Origin of the sequence: Streptomyces argenteolus (assembly GCF_042902585.1) — a bacterium.
GTDB lineage: Bacteria > Actinomycetota > Actinomycetes > Streptomycetales > Streptomycetaceae > Streptomyces > Streptomyces argenteolus.
On record NZ_JBIBEG010000003.1, the window covers coordinates 87,632 to 103,786 of the forward strand.

The following is a 16,155-nucleotide window of genomic DNA, read 5'->3' on the forward strand; positions in this document are numbered from 1 at the left end:
AAAGGACCATCCATGCGTGACACCGCTCCGCCGACCACGGATGCACGGCACCCTGCGCGCTGGGAGGACCTGGACCGACTCCGGCGGACGAGTCCGATGTGCGACGCCGTCCTCGACGAGGTCGACGGCCGGCACATCCGCAGTGGCGACCACTGGCTCGTCGACTTCGCCTCGTGCAACTACCTGGGCTTCGACCGCGACCCCGAGATCATCGCGGCGATCGAGCCGGCCGTGCGCCGCTGGGGCACCCACCCCAGCTGGTCCCGGCTGCTCGGCAGCCCGCGGCTGTACGTCGACATCGAGGAGCGCCTCGCGGCACTCCTCGGCGCCCCGGACACGCTGCTGCTGCCGACCGCGACCCTCATCCACGCCTCCGTCATCCCCGTGCTCGCCGGTCAGGGACACGTCTTCGTCGAGGCCGCCGCACACCGGACGGTCTACGACGGATGCCTGGCGGCCAAGGGCAAGGGAGCGACACTGCACCGCTTCCGGGCCGACCTTCCAGGGGAACTGGAGACGCTGCTCTCCCGGCTCCCGCCGGGGCCTCCCGCCCTGGTCTGTCTGGACGGGGTGAACAGCATGAGCGGCAACATCCCCGACCTGCCGGCCCTGGCCGCGATCTGCAGAGGCGGGAACGCGACGCTGTACGTGGACGACGCCCACGGATTCGGCGTGGTCGGAGAGCGCGCTCCGTCCGAGTCCTGCCCGTACGGAGCCCGCGGCAACAGCGTCGTCCGCCACACGGGCGAGACCTACGACGGCATCGTGCTCGTCGGCGGATTCTCCAAGGCGTACTCCTCGCTGCTCGCCTTCCTGGCCCTGCCCACCCGCCTGAAGAACCGTCTGAAGGTCGACGCCGGGCCCTATCTGTACTCCGGCCCCTCGCCGACGGCGTCGCTGGCCACGGCACTCGCCGGTCTGGAGGTCAACGAGCGCCGGGGGGACGCCGTCCGCGCCGGCCTGTACCGCAAGACCGTGCGGGTGCTCGACCACCTCCGTGAGCTCGGTCTGCCGACGCTCAACACGGACCGGCTGCCGATCGTGGAGGTCCCGCTGGGCGGTGGGGCGGACATCGACGCGGTCGCCGCGTACCTGTGGGAGCGGGGCATCTACGTGACCCTGGCCGCCTATCCGCTGGTCCCACGCGACCAGGTGGGCTTCCGTGTGCAGATCACGGCACTGAACTCGGACGCGGACATCGACCAGCTCAACGACGCGCTGACCGGCCTGTCCGAACGCTTCGCCCTCACCGACGGGAGATGAGCCGTATCGTGTGCGCCCATCCGTCCGGAACGTCTCCGGTACTGAACGACCATGTCGACTGGGACAGCTGGCCCGTCGAGGACTACCTCACGGAGAACTACCGGGAGCTGCATCCCTCCGACGCGGCGGTCATCGCCCACCACTCCGCCTTCTACCGCCGCCTGGCGCCGGGGAGCATCGCCCGCTCCGTGGAACTCGGCGCCGGTCCCAATCTGTATCCCCTCATGCTCGCGTCCGCCGTGAGCCGGCGCATCGACGCCGTGGAGACGAGCGCGCAGTGTGTCGGCTACCTGGAGCGGCAGGTGGCCGGACCGCCGGACGCGACGTGGTCGGCGTTCCACGAGCTGTGCAGACGGCTCGACCCGGCCCTGCCCGCCACGCCGGCCGAGGCGCTGCGGGGCGTCCACGTCGTCCACGGCGACATCCGGTCCTCGGAACCCGGTACGTACGGCCTCGCGTCCATGCACTTCGTGGCCGAGGGCGTGACCGAGGACGACGCCGAGTTCCTCGACTTCTGCCGGCTGTTCGTCCACTCCGTGGAGCCGGGCGGGTATCTGGTCGCCGCCTTCATGGAGAACATGCCCACGTACCGCATCGGCCCGGCATCGCAGTGGCCGGGCTTCCCGGTGAACCGGGAGATCGTCTCGGACGCGTTCGCGCCGTTCACGGAACGTCTGGCGGTCACCCGCATCGACGCCGACCCCACCCTGCCGGACTACGGGGATTCGGGGATGCTGCTGCTGACCGCTGTGCGGAGGGAGGGCTGAGCGTCCCCGTCCGGGCCTCCGGGACCGTTCGGCACCCGCTGCATCGCGAACGCGGTCTCCACCAAGGAGATGTGGCTGAAGGCGTGGGGGGTGTTGCCGAGTTGCCGTCGCCCCGCCGGATCCCACTGCTCCGACAGCAGGCCCACGTCGTTCCTGACGCCCAGCACACGTTCGAAGACCTGCTGGGCCTCGCCCGGATCTCCGGTGGCCGCCAGCGCGTCGGCGTACCAGAGCGAACACGCGACGAACGGGCATTCGGATCCCTGCATGCCGTCCACGCGGTCGGCCCCGGGCCCGGTGTGCCGGTACCGGTACAGGAACCCGTCCTGGTCGAGCGCCCGCATCGCCCGGACCGTGCCCCGCACCCTGCCGTCGTCGGCGGGCAGGAATCCGAGCCCGGGGATCAGCAGGGCGGAGGCGTCCAGAGCGGTTCCCCCGTAGGCCTGGACGAACGACCCCCGTCCGCCGTCCCAGCCTTCCCTGCACACCTCCCGGTGCACCGTGTCCTTCATCGCCCGCCACTGCCCCGACGTGCCGTTCCTCCCGAGCATCCGCCCGATCCTCAGGGCCCGGTCCGCCGCCACCCATGACATGACCTTGGAGTGGACGAAGTGCCGTCGCGGCCCCCGGACCTCCCAGAGCCCTTGATCGGGATCCCGCCAGTGGACCAGGAGGTGGCCCATCAGCACCCTCACCAGGCTCCACATGCGCGGCTGCATCGTGACCCCTGCCCGGAGGGCCCGGTAGAGGGTGTCCAGCACCTCTCCGTAGACATCCAGCTGGTACTGCTCCACGGCGGCGTTGCCGAACCGCACCGGCCGTGATCCCTCGTACCCGGGCAGCCAGGGGGCTTCGGTCTCCGGCAGCAGACGTTCGCCGCCCAGGCCGTACACGCTCTGCAAGCCGGAGAGGCCCCCCGCGGTCGCGCGCAGCAGCCAGTCCAGCCAGGCGGTCGCCTCCTCCCGGTAGCCGCTGCGCAGCAGACAGGACAGCGCGAGGGTGGAGTCGCGCAGCCAGCAGTGCCGGTAGTCCCAGTTGCGCTCACCGCCGAGCTGCTCGGGGAGCGAGGTGGTCGGTGCGGCGACGACGCTGCCGGTCGGTGCGTAGATCAGCGCCTTCAGGGTGATCAGTGACCGCGTCACGGCCTCGCGCCACGGTCCCTCGTACCGGCATCTGGCCACCCAGCGCCGCCAGAAGTCCTGGGTCTCCTGGAGCAGCCGGGCCGCGGGGATCCGCAGTGCCGCGGGCGCGTCCAGCAGATGGGACGGCGACCAGACCAGGTGCAGCGCCACCCGCCGCCCGGCCGGAACGATGAAGTCGGCGGTCGTGGAGTCCGGCCCGCCCGTCAACTCCGCGGGGCCGTCGGCGCCCAGCCAGGTGGAGTCGGGCCCCGCGGTCGCGACGACGAAGCGTTCGCTGGCGCGCACCCAGGGGACGATGCGGCCCTGGTGGAAACGCGGCTTCAGCTCACTGCGCATGGAGACGGCGCCGGACAGCCCTTCGACCAGCCGCACGATGCAGGGGTTCTCCGCCCGCGGGGGCATGAAGTCCGTGACGCGCACCGTCCCCGACGGGGTGTCCCAGACCGTGTCCAGGACCAGGGTGCCCGAGCGGTACGCGCGACGCGTGCACGCACCCGCTCCGGTGGGCGAGACCCGCCAGAATCCGTTCTCTCCCGTGCCGAGCAGTGCCGCGAAGCAGGCGGGCGAGTCGAAGCGCGGCAGGCACAACCAGTCGATCGACCCGTCGCGGCCGAGCAGGGCCGCGGTTTCCAGGTCGCCTATCAGGGCGTAGTCCTCGATGTTCTCGTTCATGACCGGACCACGCCGTCGTGCTCATTGCCGCGCAGGACCCATTTTAGTTCCCCACGCATGCCCTCGCACGGGGGTCAGCGCGTCGGACGCCGCTTGCCGGGCTTGACGGAGCGGCCTTCGACGAGTGCCCGCCTGATCTGGGCGGCGGCAGCCCGCGCGTGGTCCGAGGTGGCCGTGCGGTCGGCCACGGACGTGACGAAGCGGTGGGTGGGGCGCAGGCACTGGCCGCAGGGGGTGTCGGTGGTGATCAGATAGCCGTCCTCGCACTGCGGATCCGCGCAGCGGCTGGGGCCCACCAGCGCCTCGGCGATCTCCTGCGGCGCCCAGCGGCGACGGCCGTCCTCGTCCTTCTCGTGCAGGGCGTGGGACCAGCGGACGTTCCACCGGCGCTCGACCCGTTCCAGGAGCTGGTTCGGCGTGCGCCGGGCGAGTTCCTGGTGGATCAGGTCGTGCACCGTTCGGGGGTGACGGTGGCCGAGCGCCTGGACCAGCGGTTGCGGAAGCGCCTGGAGGATGTAGGCGACCGGGTCGCCGCCGGCCCGCTCACGCCATTTGCGGCACGAGCAGGGACCCTCCGGAGGCAGCCTGCGCTGGCACCGGCCGCACTGGCCACGGCATTCCGCGCAGAGGCCGTCGTCGAGCCCGTCCAGGTGCGGGGCCGGAGCCCGCCCGCAGTCACGGCAGCAGGCGGCGCAGGGGCCGCAGAGCCTTTCGTCGCCGAGTCTCGTCGTCCACTGCCGCTGCTGGCACCGGCAGCAGAGGGCGTTGTTGCAGTATTCGTGGTGTGCGGCGCCCGACTGCCGTCCGGGGGGCGGAAATGCCATTGCTGCGTTCTCCAGGTGCGTGGCCGGGCGATCGGGTCCGGGCCGTGTCGGCGAAGCGCGCGCAGGGCCCGCGTACGACGGTATCGCCCCGTACGGGACCCGTGCGGCACTCTGCCACGATCGGGAGGACATTCTCCCACCTGGAGAGGGGGCGCGGTCAGGGCCGCAGGTCACTCACGACGTCGGCGGTGGCGGTGATCCCTTCGTGGATGGTGGGAGCCATGCTCGTGCCCGCGAGGAGGAACCCGAGCAGGGCGCAGACGATCGCGTGCGAGATCTTGAGCCCGCCGTTGCGCAGGAAGATCGCTGCGAGGATCAGCAGGAGCAGCACCACTGAGATCGAAACGGCCATGGCCAACCTCCTCCGCCGCGCCGGATTTGCGGCATTCGGCCGCCAGTGTGGCGCAGCGGGGAGGCCGTTCGGCGCACTGGCGTGTCCGCCGAACGGGTGCTGACGCACGGTGACCGCGGGCTCGGTCAGCGGGCGGCGCCGTCGCGGCTCTCGCGTCGGCGCAGGAAGGTCTCCAGCCCGGCGAGGTCGTCCGTGTTGAGGTGGTCGACGCCGGCCGCGAGGAGTTCGGTCCATACGGCGTCACGCTGCGGGCCCGCGATGTCGGGCGTCCCCCAGAAGCGGACCCGCTGTCCCGCACGGTGTGCGGCCGAGACCGCGGTGTGCAGCCTCTCGCGCTCGGCTGTGGGGAAGGGGCCCTCGCCCAGCCAGCTGAAGCTCTGGGTCCAGTTGCCGCTGATCAGCGGGATGAACGAGGCGGGCGCCGCGGTGCCGAGGTCGTCGGGCCGGCCGTCGTAGAAGGCGTACCGGGTGGTCTGCGCCTCCATCGGGGCGCGTGCCGCGCGGTCACCCGAGATGACGGCGGTGACCGCCCCGGTGCGGACCCGGCCGTGGACGGACCGGGTGAGCATGGGCCGGTAGCGCCGCAGGACCTGGTCGAGGGCCGCGTAGGCGGCGGCGCCGTCGGTCTTGATGTCGATCAGCAGTTGGAGCGGGGCGCGGTGTCCGGCGTGGACGGATCCGTGATGGGCGCGCACCAGCGCCAGCAGCGGGTCGAGGTAGAGCCCGGTCAGGGTGCGCGACGGGTCGAGGGTCTCAGCCTCGTGGGCGACCAGCAGCCGGCCGTCGACGAGGAAGATGTCCGCCTCGACGCTCGTGAAGCCGTGTGCGAGGGCGTCGTGGAGCGGGCGCGGGTGGAGATAGTCGTTGTGCGCGTGGGCCTGCGCCAGCGGGCGGGGGCCCACGGGCCGTCCGGGGGCGGCGGCTGCGGCCTGGGCGGGAATGAACACGCCTGCGGCGGTGGTGGCGAGGGCGGTGGTGACGACTCTGCGGCGGGTCAGGTGTGCCATGGGGTCTCCTGCTGCGGTGGGGCGGGCAGAGCGGGTGGACGCGACGAGTATGGGGGCGAGGGCGACCCGAAAGTCAGGTACCTGCCAAGAGTTGGGGCCGCTGTCGTCCACTCGTCGGCTGCGCTGCGCCTGGTGTTCCACCTGCCGGCAGCCCCGCACGGGCCGCGGGACCGGGCGGGGCATGTGTCTCACGCGCCCCCGCCCGGTCCTGGACCGAGGTGCGGCGGTCAGGGAGCGGGGAGCTCCATGAGCTCGGCGACCGTCTCGCGGTGCCGTCCCGCGGTGCCGTAGGCGATCGAGTCGGCCTTGGCCCGCTTCAGGTAGAGGTGGGCGGGGTGTTCCCAGGTCATCCCGATCCCTCCGTGCAGTTGTACGCACTCCTCCGCCGCGTGCACCGCGACCCTGGAGCAGTACGCCTGCGCCACCGCCACGGCGAGCGGCGCGTCCGGACTGCCGGTGGCCAGCGCGTCGGCCGCGTTACGGGCGGCGGCGCGCGCGGAGACGACCTCCAGCCAGAGCTGCGCCATGCGGTGCTTGAGGGACTGGAAGGATCCGACCGGCCGGTTGAACTGGTGGCGTTCCCGGGTGTGCCGGACGGTCTCGGTCAGGCACCACTCGGCGAGCCCGAGCTGTTCCGACGCGAGGAGGCCCGCACCGGCAAGCAGAGCCCGGGTCACGGCGTCGGCCGCGGGCCCGGCCGAGGCCAGCCTGGTGCCCGTCGCGCCCGCGAGGGTGACCGTGGCGAGCGGGCGGGTCAGGTCGAGCGGGACGAGCGGCTGGAGGGTGACGCCCTCGCCGCCGGCCTCCACCGCGTACAGGCCCTCCGCGGTGGGCACGAGGAGGACGTCGGCCGCCGTCGCGTCGGCGACCCCGGTCACGGTCCGGTCGAGGGTGCCGCTGAAGGCCGCTCCACCGTCGGCGGCGGGGGTGGCGAAGGGCAGGGCGAGGACGGCGACCTTACGGCCCGCGGCGAGCTCACCGAGGAGGTCGGCGACCGGACCGTCCTCGGCGCCGAGGGCGAGAAGGAGCTCGGTGGCGACCACGGAGCTGGTCAGGTACGGCGCGGGGGCGACACTCCGGCCCAGCTCCTCCAGGACCACGGCGGCCTCGCGGTGGGTGGCTCCCTGACCGCCGAGCTTCTCCGGCACGAGCAGTCCCGCGGCGCCGATGCCGGCCGCGAGCGATTCCCACAGCCGCAGGTCGTACGGCGTGTCGGACTCGATGGCGGCGATCACCGTCGGCGCGTCGGCCCGGTCTGTGAGCAGCGAGCGCACGGCGGACCGGAGGTCTTCCTCGGCCTCCGAGTACAGCAGGTCGGGCGCCTGGGCGGCTTCGGTCTGTGCGGTCATCGGGCAAGATCCTTCCAGGCGACGTCCTTGTCGTTACGCGGCTCGACGGGCAGGCCGAGGACACGCTCGGCGACGATGTTCAGCAGGACCTCGCTCGTACCGCCCTCGATGGAGTTCCCCTTGGAGCGCAGGTAGCGGTAACCGGCGTCGCGCCCCGTGAAGTCGACCAGCTCGGGTCGGCGCATGGTCCAGTCGCTGTACAACAGCCCTTCGTCGCCGAGGAGTTCGATCTCCAGGCCGCTGATCTCCTGGTTGAGGCGGGCGAACGCGAGCTTCATGCCGGAGCCTTCGGGACCGGGCTGCCCGGCGACGAGCTGCTGACGCAGACGTTCACCGGTGAGCCGGGCGACCTCGGCCTCGACCCACAGGGTGAGCAGCCGCTGGTGGAGGTCGTGGGTACGCAGGGCGGGCCGCTCGCGCCAGGTCTTCGCGACGGTGCCGATCATGCCGCCCTCGCGGGGGATGCGGGCTCCGCCGATCGAGACGCGCTCGTTCATCAGGGTGGTCTGCGCGACCTTCCAGCCGTCGCCGACGGGGCCGAGCCGCCTGCTGTCCGGGATGCGTACCCCCGTGAGGAAGACCTCGTTGAATTCGGCCTCACCGGTGATCTGGCGCAGCGGCCGGACCTCGACGCCCGGGTCGGTCATGTCGCAGATGAAGTAGCTGATGCCGCGGTGCTTGGGGACGTCCGGGTCGGTGCGGGCGATGAGGATCGCCCAGCGGGCCACGTGGGCGCTGGACGTCCAGACCTTCTGCCCGTCGACCACCCAGTCGTCGCCGTCCTTCACGGCACGCGTGCCCAGTGCGGCCAGGTCGGAGCCCGCGCCGGGCTCGCTGAAGAGCTGGCACCACACCTCGTCGCCCACCCAGAGCGGGCGCAGGAAGCGCTGCTTCTGCTCGTCGGTCCCGTATCCGAGAAGGGTCGGGGCGGCCATGCCGAGGCCGATCCCGATGCGGCGCGGGTCGTTGTCGGGGGCGCCGGCCGCGGCGAGTTCGGCGTCCACCACGGGCTGCAGGGAGCGCGGCGCGTCCAGGCCGCCCAGCCCGGCCGGGTAGTGCACCCACGCCAGTCCGGCGTCGAAGCGCGCCTTGAGGAAGTCGGTGCGGGCCGTCTCGGCCGGGGGGTGGGCGGCCAGCAGCTCCTGGGTCAGCGTGCGGATCCGCGCCGCGTCGATGGCGGTGTTCATCGGGTGCCTCCTGACGGCAGGACGACGATACGGCCGGTGCTGGTGCCGTCGGCGACCCGCTGGACCGCGCGTGCCGCGTCGGCCATCGGCACGCGCTCGCTGATCAGCGGCTTGATGACGCCCTGCGCCGCGAGCTTGGTGAGCTCGTCGTGGCAGGCGCGTACGGCGGCGGGGTCCTTGGCGTTGTAGAGGCCCCAGTGCAGCCCGGCGATCGAGTAGTTCTTGACCAGGGCGTGATTGAGGCCGGGGGTGGGGATCGTGCCGCTCGCGAAGCCGACGACGACGACGCGCCCCTCGAAGGCGATGCACTTGACGGACTTGGCGTAGGCGTCCCCGCCCACCGGGTCGTAGACGACGTCGGCGCCGCGTCCGCCGGTGGCCTCCTTCACCGCCGCGACGATGTCCTCGTTCCGGCGGTCGATGACGAGGTCGCAGCCCAGCTCCCTGGCGATCGCCGCCTTCTCCGGCCCGCCGGCGACTCCGATGACGGTGGCCCCCGCCGCTTTGCCGAGCTGGACGGCCGCGCTGCCCACACCGCCCGCAGCCGCGTGCACGAGCAGCGTCTCGCCGGCCTGGAGCCGTGCGCGCCTGTGCAGTCCGAACCAGCCGGTCTGGTAGCCGATGTGGAGTGCGGCGGCCTCGGCGTCGTCCAGGGCCTCGGGGGCCGGCAGCAGAGCCGACTCGTCCGCGACGACGTACTCCGCGAGGCCGCCGTCGGGCAGAGCGGGGGTGGCGAGCACCCGGCGCCCGTCCTCCGTCTCGCCGCAGATCTCCACGCCGGGGGTGAACGGCAGCGGCGGCCTCACCTGGTACTGGCCGCGGCAGAGCAGCGCGTCGGGAAAGTTGATGTTCGCCGCGCGCACCGCGAGCAGCACCTGCCCGTCGCCGGGCGTGGGCCGGTCCGTCTCCTCGAGCTCCATCACCTCGCTCGGTTCGCCGTTCCGGTGCACTCGCCATGCCTGCATGAGGGGCCTCCACAACACTGTCGGCATTACCACTGCTCCGGCGCATACTAAGCGGTCGCTTGCCCGTCTGGGAACACCCCGCGCCTGGCCCCCTCCCGTTCAGGGGCGTTTCGGCCGCGCCCTGACGTGCATCCGCTCACCCTGGGGCCCGAACAGGCTCAGGAATTCGACCGGCCCGTCACCGGCGGGTCCGAACCAGTGCGGCAGCCGGGTGTCGAACTCGGCGGCCTCGCCCGGCACGAGGACGAGATCGTGCTCGGCGAGCTTCAGCCGGAGCCTGCCGCTGAGGACGTACAGCCACTCGTATCCCTCATGGGTGCGCTGCTCGGGCTCCTCGGTGCAGGGCGCCTTCTGCACGACCTTGTACGCCTGGAGGCCGCCGGGTCGCGCGGAGAGCGGCAGGGAGGTCTTCGTCCCGTGCACGATCGGCTTCGCCCTGACCCTCGGATCGCCCACGGGCGGGGCCCCGACGAGATCGTCGAGCGGCACCTCGTGAGCCCGGGCGATGGGGAGGAGGAGCTCCAGGCTCGGGCGCCGGCCGCCGGATTCGAGGCGGGAGAGCGTGGAGACGGAGATGCCCGTGACCTCGGAGAGCCCGGCGAGGGTCACCCCCCGGTCCTTGCGCAGCCGGCGCAGCCGGGGCCCGACGCCGGTCAGCACGGCGTCGAGATCAGGGGCGTCCTGGTTCTGTTCCTTCATGGACCCCATTGCAGAATCGGCAAACCGCTTTGTCAATCAGGAGCGCTCCTCCGCACCCCGGAACGCACGGCGGTACGCGTGCGGGCTCGTACCCACCACCCGCTTGAACCGGTCACGGAAAGCGGTCGGCGAGAACCCGACCTGTCCGGCGATCCGGTCCACCGCGTGCGGTGTCGTCTCCAGGAGGTACTGCGCCCGGCGGATCCGGGCGCGGTGGAGCCACTGGAGGGGGGTGGTGCCCAGCTGCTCCCGGAAACGGCGGTTGAGGGTCCTGGCGCTCATGCCCGCGCGTCCGGCGATGTCGTCGACCGTGAGTTCGCGCCCCGCGTTCTCCTCCAGCCAGCGCAACAGGGGCTCCAGTCCGGCACCACTCGGGGCGGGTGGCTGCGCGTGGACGATGAACTGCGCCTGCCCGCCTTCGCGTTCGAGCGGCATGACGGAGAGGCGCGCGGCGTCGGCGGCCACCGCCGACCCGTGGTCACGACGGATCAGGTACAGGCAGAGGTCCAGGCCCGCGGCGGCCCCCGCCGAGGTGAGGAACTGGCCGTTGTCGACGTACAGCACGTCGGGATCGACCTCGACCCGCGGATGCCGGGACGCCAGCAGCGCGGCTGCGGCCCAGTGGGTCGTGGCCCGCAGTCCGTCGAGCAGCCCGGTGGCGGCCAGCACGAGGGCGCCTGAGCAGATCGAGGCGATACGGGTCCCGTGGGCCGCCGCGTCGCGGAGCGCGGCGAGAATGCCGGGAGGAACGGGGAGCGAGGGGTCGGCGCACCCGGGAACGATGATCGTGTCGGCGGCGGCCAGCGTGTCCAGCCCGTACGGGGCACGGAGTACGAACGCGCCGGCGTCGACCTCCTCGGTGGCGGCGCAGACCCGGACCTCGTAGGCGGGGCGGCCGTCGGGCAGCCGGGTGCGCGAGAACACCTCGATCGGGGTGGACAGGTCGAAGGCGATCACGCCGTCCAGTGCGAGTACGGCCACGGTGTGCATGGCGCCATCCCATCAGATACCTGGTTCCTGCCGGGCCCGCGACGAAGGCTACGGAGGACGGTGACGACCGTAATCGCAGGTCAGCGGCGGGACCCCGCCCTGGCGGGAATCAGTTGGAAGGTGGCATTTTCGCCACTGCCACCCCAGGTCACCTCCCGCCTAGCGTCAGGTTCGGCCGCGCCACGCAGGGTCCGGCCGGCTACCGGGAGGACTGTTGCCGATGCTCGCCCAGATCGTGTTGTTCGACGGATTCGACCCGCTGGACGTGATCGCGCCGTACGAGGTGCTGCACGCCGGGGGCCTGGCCTCGGACGGGGCTCTGACGGTGGAACTGGTGTCGGCGGAGGGACCGCGTGAGGTGCCGAGCGGAATCGCGCCGCTGTCCCTGCGGGCCGCCGCGCGCCTCGATCCCGCCCGGGCCGGGCTGGTCGTGGTGCCGGGAGCCGCCGGCCGCATGCCGGACGGTGCGGGACCCGCGGCGGACGACAGCATCCCGGCAGTCCTGGCGCGCGCCCTGGAGACGGCCCTCACCCCCTTGCTGGCGGAGGCCGTCGGCCGGCCCCGGGTGTGCGTCGCCACCGTCTGCGGGGGCTCGCTGCTACTGGCGTCGGCCGGCCTGATCCGCGGCCGGGCCGCGGTCACCCATCACGAGGGCATGGAGGCCCTCGGGGACGCCGGAGCGCTCCCGGTCCCGGCCCGGGTGGTGGACGACGGGGACCTGGTGACGGCCGCAGGCGTCACCTCGGGTCTCGATCTGGGGCTGTACCTGCTGGAGCGGGAGGTGGGCCCGCAGACCGCCCTCCTCGTCGAGCGGCTCTTCGCCCACGAGCGGCGCGGGGTGGTCTGGCGGGCACCCGCGTGAACCGCACCGACGCCCTCGCTCCCGCCCCTCGAACAGAGAAGTCCCTTCCGTGAACAAGTTCCTCCTGGCCGTGCACGTCCTCGCGGCGATCGTGGCCGTCGGCCCCGTGACCGTGGCGGCCAGCATGTTCCCGCCCGCCGCCCGGCGCGCGCTCGCCGACCCCGTGGACACCCGGGCGACGGCCGTGCTGGACACGCTCCGTCGCATCTGCCGCGTCTACGCCGGCCTCGGCATCGCGGTCCCCGTCTTCGGCCTCGCGACGGCAAGCAGTCTCGGGGTGCTGGGCGACGCCTGGCTGATCGTCTCGATGGCCCTCACCGCTCTGGCCGCGGGCGTACTGGGCCTGCTGATCCTTCCGCGCCAGGAGGCGCTGGCCTCCTCCTGCTCCGCCGACGGCACCGCGGACCTCGCGGCCACCCGCAGACTCGGCATGTACACCGGCTTGTTCAACCTGCTCTGGGCGACGGTCACCGTCCTCATGATCGTCCGCCCCGGCTCGACGACGGGGGTGTGAGCCCATGCGCCTCCTGCGGATCTCGGCACGCGCCGAACTCGTCTCGCTCCTCGTGCTGCTGGTCAACCTCGCGACGGCTCATCTGCCCGCGGTGTCCTCACTCATGGGGCCCACGCACGGCTGCGCCTACCTCTTCGTCGTCATCGCGACGGCGCGTACTGCCGGCGCGAGCCGGCGCATGAAGCTGTACTCGCTCGTGCCGGGCGTGGGCGGTCTGCTCGCACTCCGGTGGCACGCCGGACCAGGGACCTCCGTCCCTGATCCCCCGGCGGCCGGAACGGTCAGCGGGTGAACACCTCGAAGGTGACGGCGGGGCGCCCACCGAAGCGTTCGGCCGCCGCCCCGGTGGTGCCGGTCAGAAACGCGCGGCAGTACGCCTCGGGATCCTCGTCCGTGAGCACCTCGATGTAGGTGCGGTGGGCCAGCAGCGACCGGACCGAACGCTCGAACCCCGGCGTCGCGTCGACCGCGTGGGTGGGCCGGTCGGTGCCCGCCACGGCGACCCAGCGCACCCCGTCCCACGGCTCCAGGCCCTGTTCCCCCAGTTCAGGGAAGATCCAGCGGTTCCCCGCGTCACTCGCGGCGTCCAGGGCGGCACGGCCGACGGCACGGTGGTCGGGGGTGTTCCACGCCACCCCGCCCCAGGTGTCGCGGTGGTTGAGGGTGATCACCAGCTCGGGCCGGTACCGGCGGACGGCCGCGGCGATGTCCCGGCGCAGCGCCGGACCGTACTCGATCACGCCGTCCCTGTGGTCGAGGAACTCCACGGCCGAGACACCGACCTCCGCGGCGCTCGCCCGCTGCTCACGCTCCCGTAGCGGGGCGCACTCCTCCGGGGCGATGGTGTCGATCCCCGCCTCGCCCCGGCTGGCCAGGAGATAGGTGACCTCACGGCCGGCGTCGGTCCAGCCGGCGACGGCGGCGGCGCAGCCGTATTCCAGGTCGTCGGGGTGGGCGACCACGGCCAGGGCCCGCCGCCAGTCCGTGGGCATGGGTTCCAGCTGCTGTGTCATACCTCGCAGGCTATCCACGGAAAGGTAACGGAATCGCGCATTCCGCAAGCGGTTCGGGGCAGGGACGGAGGAGTTGCCCCGGCTGGAGGCCACGTCCGGCGACCGGCGTCACAGCCGAGCCAATACCCCTAGGGGTATTATGGCCGTCCGGGGCACCGGGGCGCGTTCGCCCTCCGGGCCGCCCCCCGCTCCGGCGACCGAAAGGAAACCCGCTCGTGATCAGCCCCGCCTCCCTCTCCCCCGCCCAGGCGGCAGCCCGCCTGGAGGAGTTCACCGTCATCGACGTGCGGGCCCCCGGCGAGTACGCGTCCGGGCACGTGCCCGGCGCGCTGAACATTCCGCTGGACCGGCTCGGCGAGGCGGTGCCCGCCCTGAAGTCGGCCTCCGCACGCGGTGCGCTGCTCGTGGTGTGCGCCTCCGGCGTCCGCTCGACCCGGGCCTGCGAGATCCTCGCCGACGCCGACATCGAGGCCGCCACCCTGACCGGTGGCACCTCGGCGTGGGAGGGCGACGGCCGCGGCCTGGACCGCCCCGAGGGCGCGCGCGCCACCTGGCCGATGGAGCGCCAGGTGCGGCTCGCCGCGGGTTCCCTGGTCGTCGCCGGCCTGCTGGCGGGCCGGCGCCTGCCGGCCGCGCGCTGGCTGTCGGCCGGGATCGGCGCCGGCCTCGTCTACTCCGCGGTGAGCAACACGTGCGGCATGGCGGCCGTCCTGTCGAAGCTCCCCCACAACCAGGCACCGAGGTCCGGGGCGGACCTCGACGCCACGCTGGACGCCCTGCAGGGCTGAGCCCGCGGAGCGGGCCCGCGCCGGCCACCACCCGCCGGGCCCGTTCCCGCCCACACCTCGCGCGGCAGGCCCGCGCGGGGGCGAGCGCCCGGCGCTGGCCCGCTCCCGCACCACCGCGCGGAGTCCGACCCTCCCACCGCCCGGCGCGGCAGGCCCCCGAACCACGGCCCGGCGGGCCCACTCCTGCCCCCGCCCGGCCCGGCGCGCCCTCCGGCACCCTCGCGCGCGACGGCCCGCTCAGCACCGCCGGGCGCTCCTACCGCTCGCTCTCGCCGCGTACGAGCGCGAGCAGCCGGTCCAGCACACGAGGGCCGCCGGCCCGCACACCGTCGTGCTCGTACTCGCTGGTCACCCACGTCCGCAGGCCCTTGATCGACGAGGCCGTACGCAGCGCGTGCCCGGTGTCCACGTACATGTCGTCGTGGTAGACGGCGGCGGCCACCGGAACCTCGTTGGCCGCGAGCCGCTCGGCGTCGTACAGGACCGGCCAGTCGGTGCGGGCCGCGAGCAGCTCGGCCGTTTCACGCAGCGGGCGCAGCGCCGGATCGACGTCGAAGTGCCACGGGTGGATGCTCTCACCGGTGAAGAGAAGCGGGCCGTCGCCCGCCAGGGCGCGCGCCGCGTCGAACTGCGGGAACTCGGCCCGCACGCGCTCGGCGGCCCAGTCGGTGGGCCGCGGGCCCTGGCCGTAGATCGCCTCGTGCATGAGGGCGTAGAGCGGGTGGCCTGCGAACGAGGTCGCGCCGCGCATGGCTTCCTGGAAGGCATCGGAGAGCTCCGGCCCTCGCGCCCCGGCGACGAAGGCGTTCTCCAGCAGGTAGTGGAGCTGATGGCTGCCGTTGCCGGTGCCCAGCACGATGCCGAGGGACTGGAATCCCTCAGGCGTCAGCAGATGGCCGCCGCTCTCGGGGCGGTGCTCGGCGAGGTACGCGGCGATCGCCCTCGCACGGTCCACGTCCTGGGGGTAGCGGGCGTAGTGGGCCGCGACCTTCCGCTCCACGCGCGGGTACGCCGCCCGGTAGACATCGTCGGCGTGCGCGTCCAGCGAGGGCAGACCACCGGTGATCAGTACGCTTTCGAGGCCCTCCGGGGCCGCCGAGAGGTAGTGGACGGCGCAGAATCCGCCGAAGGACTGCCCGAGGGCGGTCCAGGGCGCGCCTCCGGTGAGCCGGGTGCGGATGAGTTCGCAGTCCTGGACGATGCTGTCGGCACGGAAGTGGGCGAGGTAGCCGGCCTGCTCGTCCGGGCCCCCGCGCAGCGGCAGGGTCTGCCGGTTGGCCGGGGTGGAGAGGCCTGTGCCACGCTGGTCGAGAAGCAGCACACGGAACTCCCGCACCGCCCGGCCGAGCCAGGCCTCCGTCCCGCTGAACCGGCGGGCGCCGAATCCGGGACCCCCCTCCAGATAGACCAGCCAGGGCAGGTCCTCGCCGGCCTTCGCGGTCGCCACGGCCTCGCGACCGAAGATCTCGATCGTCTCGCCGTCCGGCGCACTGTGGTCGAGCGGGACCGTGAAGCGACGGTCGGTGAGGACGAGTCCGGGCTGGCGGTAACTGTTCAAGAAGGGCTCCTGTATCGGCGATTCCCGGACAGTTCAGCACATCACCGTGACCGGACCCGGTCGGGCCCGTGCGGGACGTTCCACCGAGGCCGACACACCCCTTTGCCAGCGTTTGCAATTAACCCGCGTATGCAACTATTGTTTACGCCAGTAACCGTCGCACGCCGATCGGTTCGGCACCACACCCCACGAGAGGTCCCACC

General features: G+C 72.7%; 17 protein-coding genes. 6 read left to right on the forward strand and 11 right to left on the reverse strand.

All coding sequences use genetic code 11. The annotated features are described in order from the left end of the window. Positions 1 to 12 precede the first annotated feature (12 nt). On the forward strand, positions 13 to 1,263 hold the full coding sequence (locus ACFY8O_RS12945; RefSeq protein ID WP_387901299.1) for an aminotransferase class I/II-fold pyridoxal phosphate-dependent enzyme: 1,251 nt from the start codon (positions 13 to 15) through the stop codon (positions 1,261 to 1,263). Beyond that, positions 1,260 to 2,030 (forward strand): class I SAM-dependent methyltransferase, encoded by a 771-nt coding sequence (locus ACFY8O_RS12950; RefSeq protein WP_387901301.1) that lies wholly within the window; start codon positions 1,260 to 1,262, stop codon positions 2,028 to 2,030. Before ACFY8O_RS12945 ends, ACFY8O_RS12950 begins: the two co-directional genes overlap by 4 nt. On the opposite strand, the gene ACFY8O_RS12955 is transcribed toward ACFY8O_RS12950, so the two are convergent. The 9 genes from ACFY8O_RS12955 to ACFY8O_RS12995 all read right to left on the reverse strand — a co-directional run bounded on the left by ACFY8O_RS12955 (position 1,979) and on the right by ACFY8O_RS12995 (position 11,217). Continuing rightward, on the reverse strand, positions 1,979 to 3,844 hold the full coding sequence (locus ACFY8O_RS12955; RefSeq protein WP_387901303.1) for a glycoside hydrolase family 15 protein: 1,866 nt from the start codon (positions 3,842 to 3,844) through the stop codon (positions 1,979 to 1,981). The genes ACFY8O_RS12950 and ACFY8O_RS12955 overlap by 52 nt on opposite strands. Positions 3,845 to 3,918: 74 nt before the next feature. Next, positions 3,919 to 4,668, reverse strand: coding sequence for a hypothetical protein (locus tag ACFY8O_RS12960; protein WP_145805008.1), 750 nt, complete (start codon positions 4,666 to 4,668; stop codon positions 3,919 to 3,921). Between the two features lie 157 nt (positions 4,669 to 4,825). Then, positions 4,826 to 5,020, reverse strand: a complete 195-nt coding sequence (locus ACFY8O_RS12965; protein WP_145805010.1) for a hypothetical protein — start codon at positions 5,018 to 5,020, stop codon at positions 4,826 to 4,828. Between the two features lie 125 nt (positions 5,021 to 5,145). After that, positions 5,146 to 6,027, reverse strand: a complete 882-nt coding sequence (locus ACFY8O_RS12970; protein WP_145805011.1) for a phosphatidylinositol-specific phospholipase C/glycerophosphodiester phosphodiesterase family protein — start codon at positions 6,025 to 6,027, stop codon at positions 5,146 to 5,148. Between the two features lie 227 nt (positions 6,028 to 6,254). Beyond that, a complete protein-coding gene (locus ACFY8O_RS12975; protein WP_387901306.1) occupies positions 6,255 to 7,376 on the reverse strand; it encodes an acyl-CoA dehydrogenase family protein in 1,122 nt (373 codons plus the stop codon). Next, complete coding sequence (locus ACFY8O_RS12980) at positions 7,373 to 8,563, reverse strand: acyl-CoA dehydrogenase family protein (RefSeq protein WP_387901308.1); 1,191 nt, start codon at positions 8,561 to 8,563, stop codon at positions 7,373 to 7,375. Before ACFY8O_RS12980 ends, ACFY8O_RS12975 begins: the two co-directional genes overlap by 4 nt. After that, positions 8,560 to 9,528: an NADPH:quinone oxidoreductase family protein gene (locus tag ACFY8O_RS12985; RefSeq protein WP_145805017.1), complete on the reverse strand. Its 969-nt coding sequence runs from the start codon at positions 9,526 to 9,528 to the stop codon at positions 8,560 to 8,562. Before ACFY8O_RS12985 ends, ACFY8O_RS12980 begins: the two co-directional genes overlap by 4 nt. A gap of 99 nt (positions 9,529 to 9,627) precedes the next feature. After that, positions 9,628 to 10,227, reverse strand: a complete 600-nt coding sequence (locus tag ACFY8O_RS12990) for a helix-turn-helix domain-containing protein (protein WP_387901312.1) — start codon at positions 10,225 to 10,227, stop codon at positions 9,628 to 9,630. 36 nt (positions 10,228 to 10,263) lie between these two features. Then, positions 10,264 to 11,217, reverse strand: coding sequence for a GlxA family transcriptional regulator (locus ACFY8O_RS12995; protein WP_387901315.1), 954 nt, complete (start codon positions 11,215 to 11,217; stop codon positions 10,264 to 10,266). A 220-nt stretch (positions 11,218 to 11,437) separates the two neighbouring features. On the opposite strand from ACFY8O_RS12995, the gene ACFY8O_RS13000 reads away from it, so the two are divergent. Genes ACFY8O_RS13000 through ACFY8O_RS13010 form a run of 3 tightly spaced genes read left to right on the forward strand, consistent with a single transcriptional unit; the run spans position 11,438 to position 12,885 of the window. Next, positions 11,438 to 12,079 (forward strand): DJ-1/PfpI family protein, encoded by a 642-nt coding sequence (locus ACFY8O_RS13000; RefSeq protein WP_387901317.1) that lies wholly within the window; start codon positions 11,438 to 11,440, stop codon positions 12,077 to 12,079. 49 nt (positions 12,080 to 12,128) lie between these two features. After that, positions 12,129 to 12,593 carry a hypothetical protein gene (locus ACFY8O_RS13005; RefSeq protein WP_387901320.1) on the forward strand — a complete coding sequence of 155 codons (465 nt, stop codon included), beginning with the start codon at positions 12,129 to 12,131 and terminating at the stop codon, positions 12,591 to 12,593. A 4-nt stretch (positions 12,594 to 12,597) separates the two neighbouring features. Beyond that, positions 12,598 to 12,885 carry a DUF3817 domain-containing protein gene (locus ACFY8O_RS13010; RefSeq protein WP_387901323.1) on the forward strand — a complete coding sequence of 96 codons (288 nt, stop codon included), beginning with the start codon at positions 12,598 to 12,600 and terminating at the stop codon, positions 12,883 to 12,885. Here the strand turns inward: ACFY8O_RS13010 and ACFY8O_RS13015 are convergent. Continuing rightward, the gene (locus ACFY8O_RS13015) at positions 12,875 to 13,606 is read right to left on the reverse strand and encodes a PIG-L deacetylase family protein (protein ID WP_387901325.1); all 732 of its coding nucleotides are present in this window, start codon (positions 13,604 to 13,606) and stop codon (positions 12,875 to 12,877) included. The genes ACFY8O_RS13010 and ACFY8O_RS13015 overlap by 11 nt on opposite strands. A gap of 215 nt (positions 13,607 to 13,821) precedes the next feature. Between ACFY8O_RS13015 and ACFY8O_RS13020 the strand changes: the two genes are divergently transcribed. Next, the gene (locus ACFY8O_RS13020; protein ID WP_387901327.1) at positions 13,822 to 14,394 is read left to right on the forward strand and encodes a rhodanese-like domain-containing protein; all 573 of its coding nucleotides are present in this window, start codon (positions 13,822 to 13,824) and stop codon (positions 14,392 to 14,394) included. Between the two features lie 256 nt (positions 14,395 to 14,650). On the opposite strand, the gene ACFY8O_RS13025 is transcribed toward ACFY8O_RS13020, so the two are convergent. Continuing rightward, positions 14,651 to 15,952, reverse strand: coding sequence for an alpha/beta fold hydrolase (locus ACFY8O_RS13025; RefSeq protein ID WP_387901330.1), 1,302 nt, complete (start codon positions 15,950 to 15,952; stop codon positions 14,651 to 14,653). Between the last annotated feature and the right edge of the window lie 203 nt (positions 15,953 to 16,155).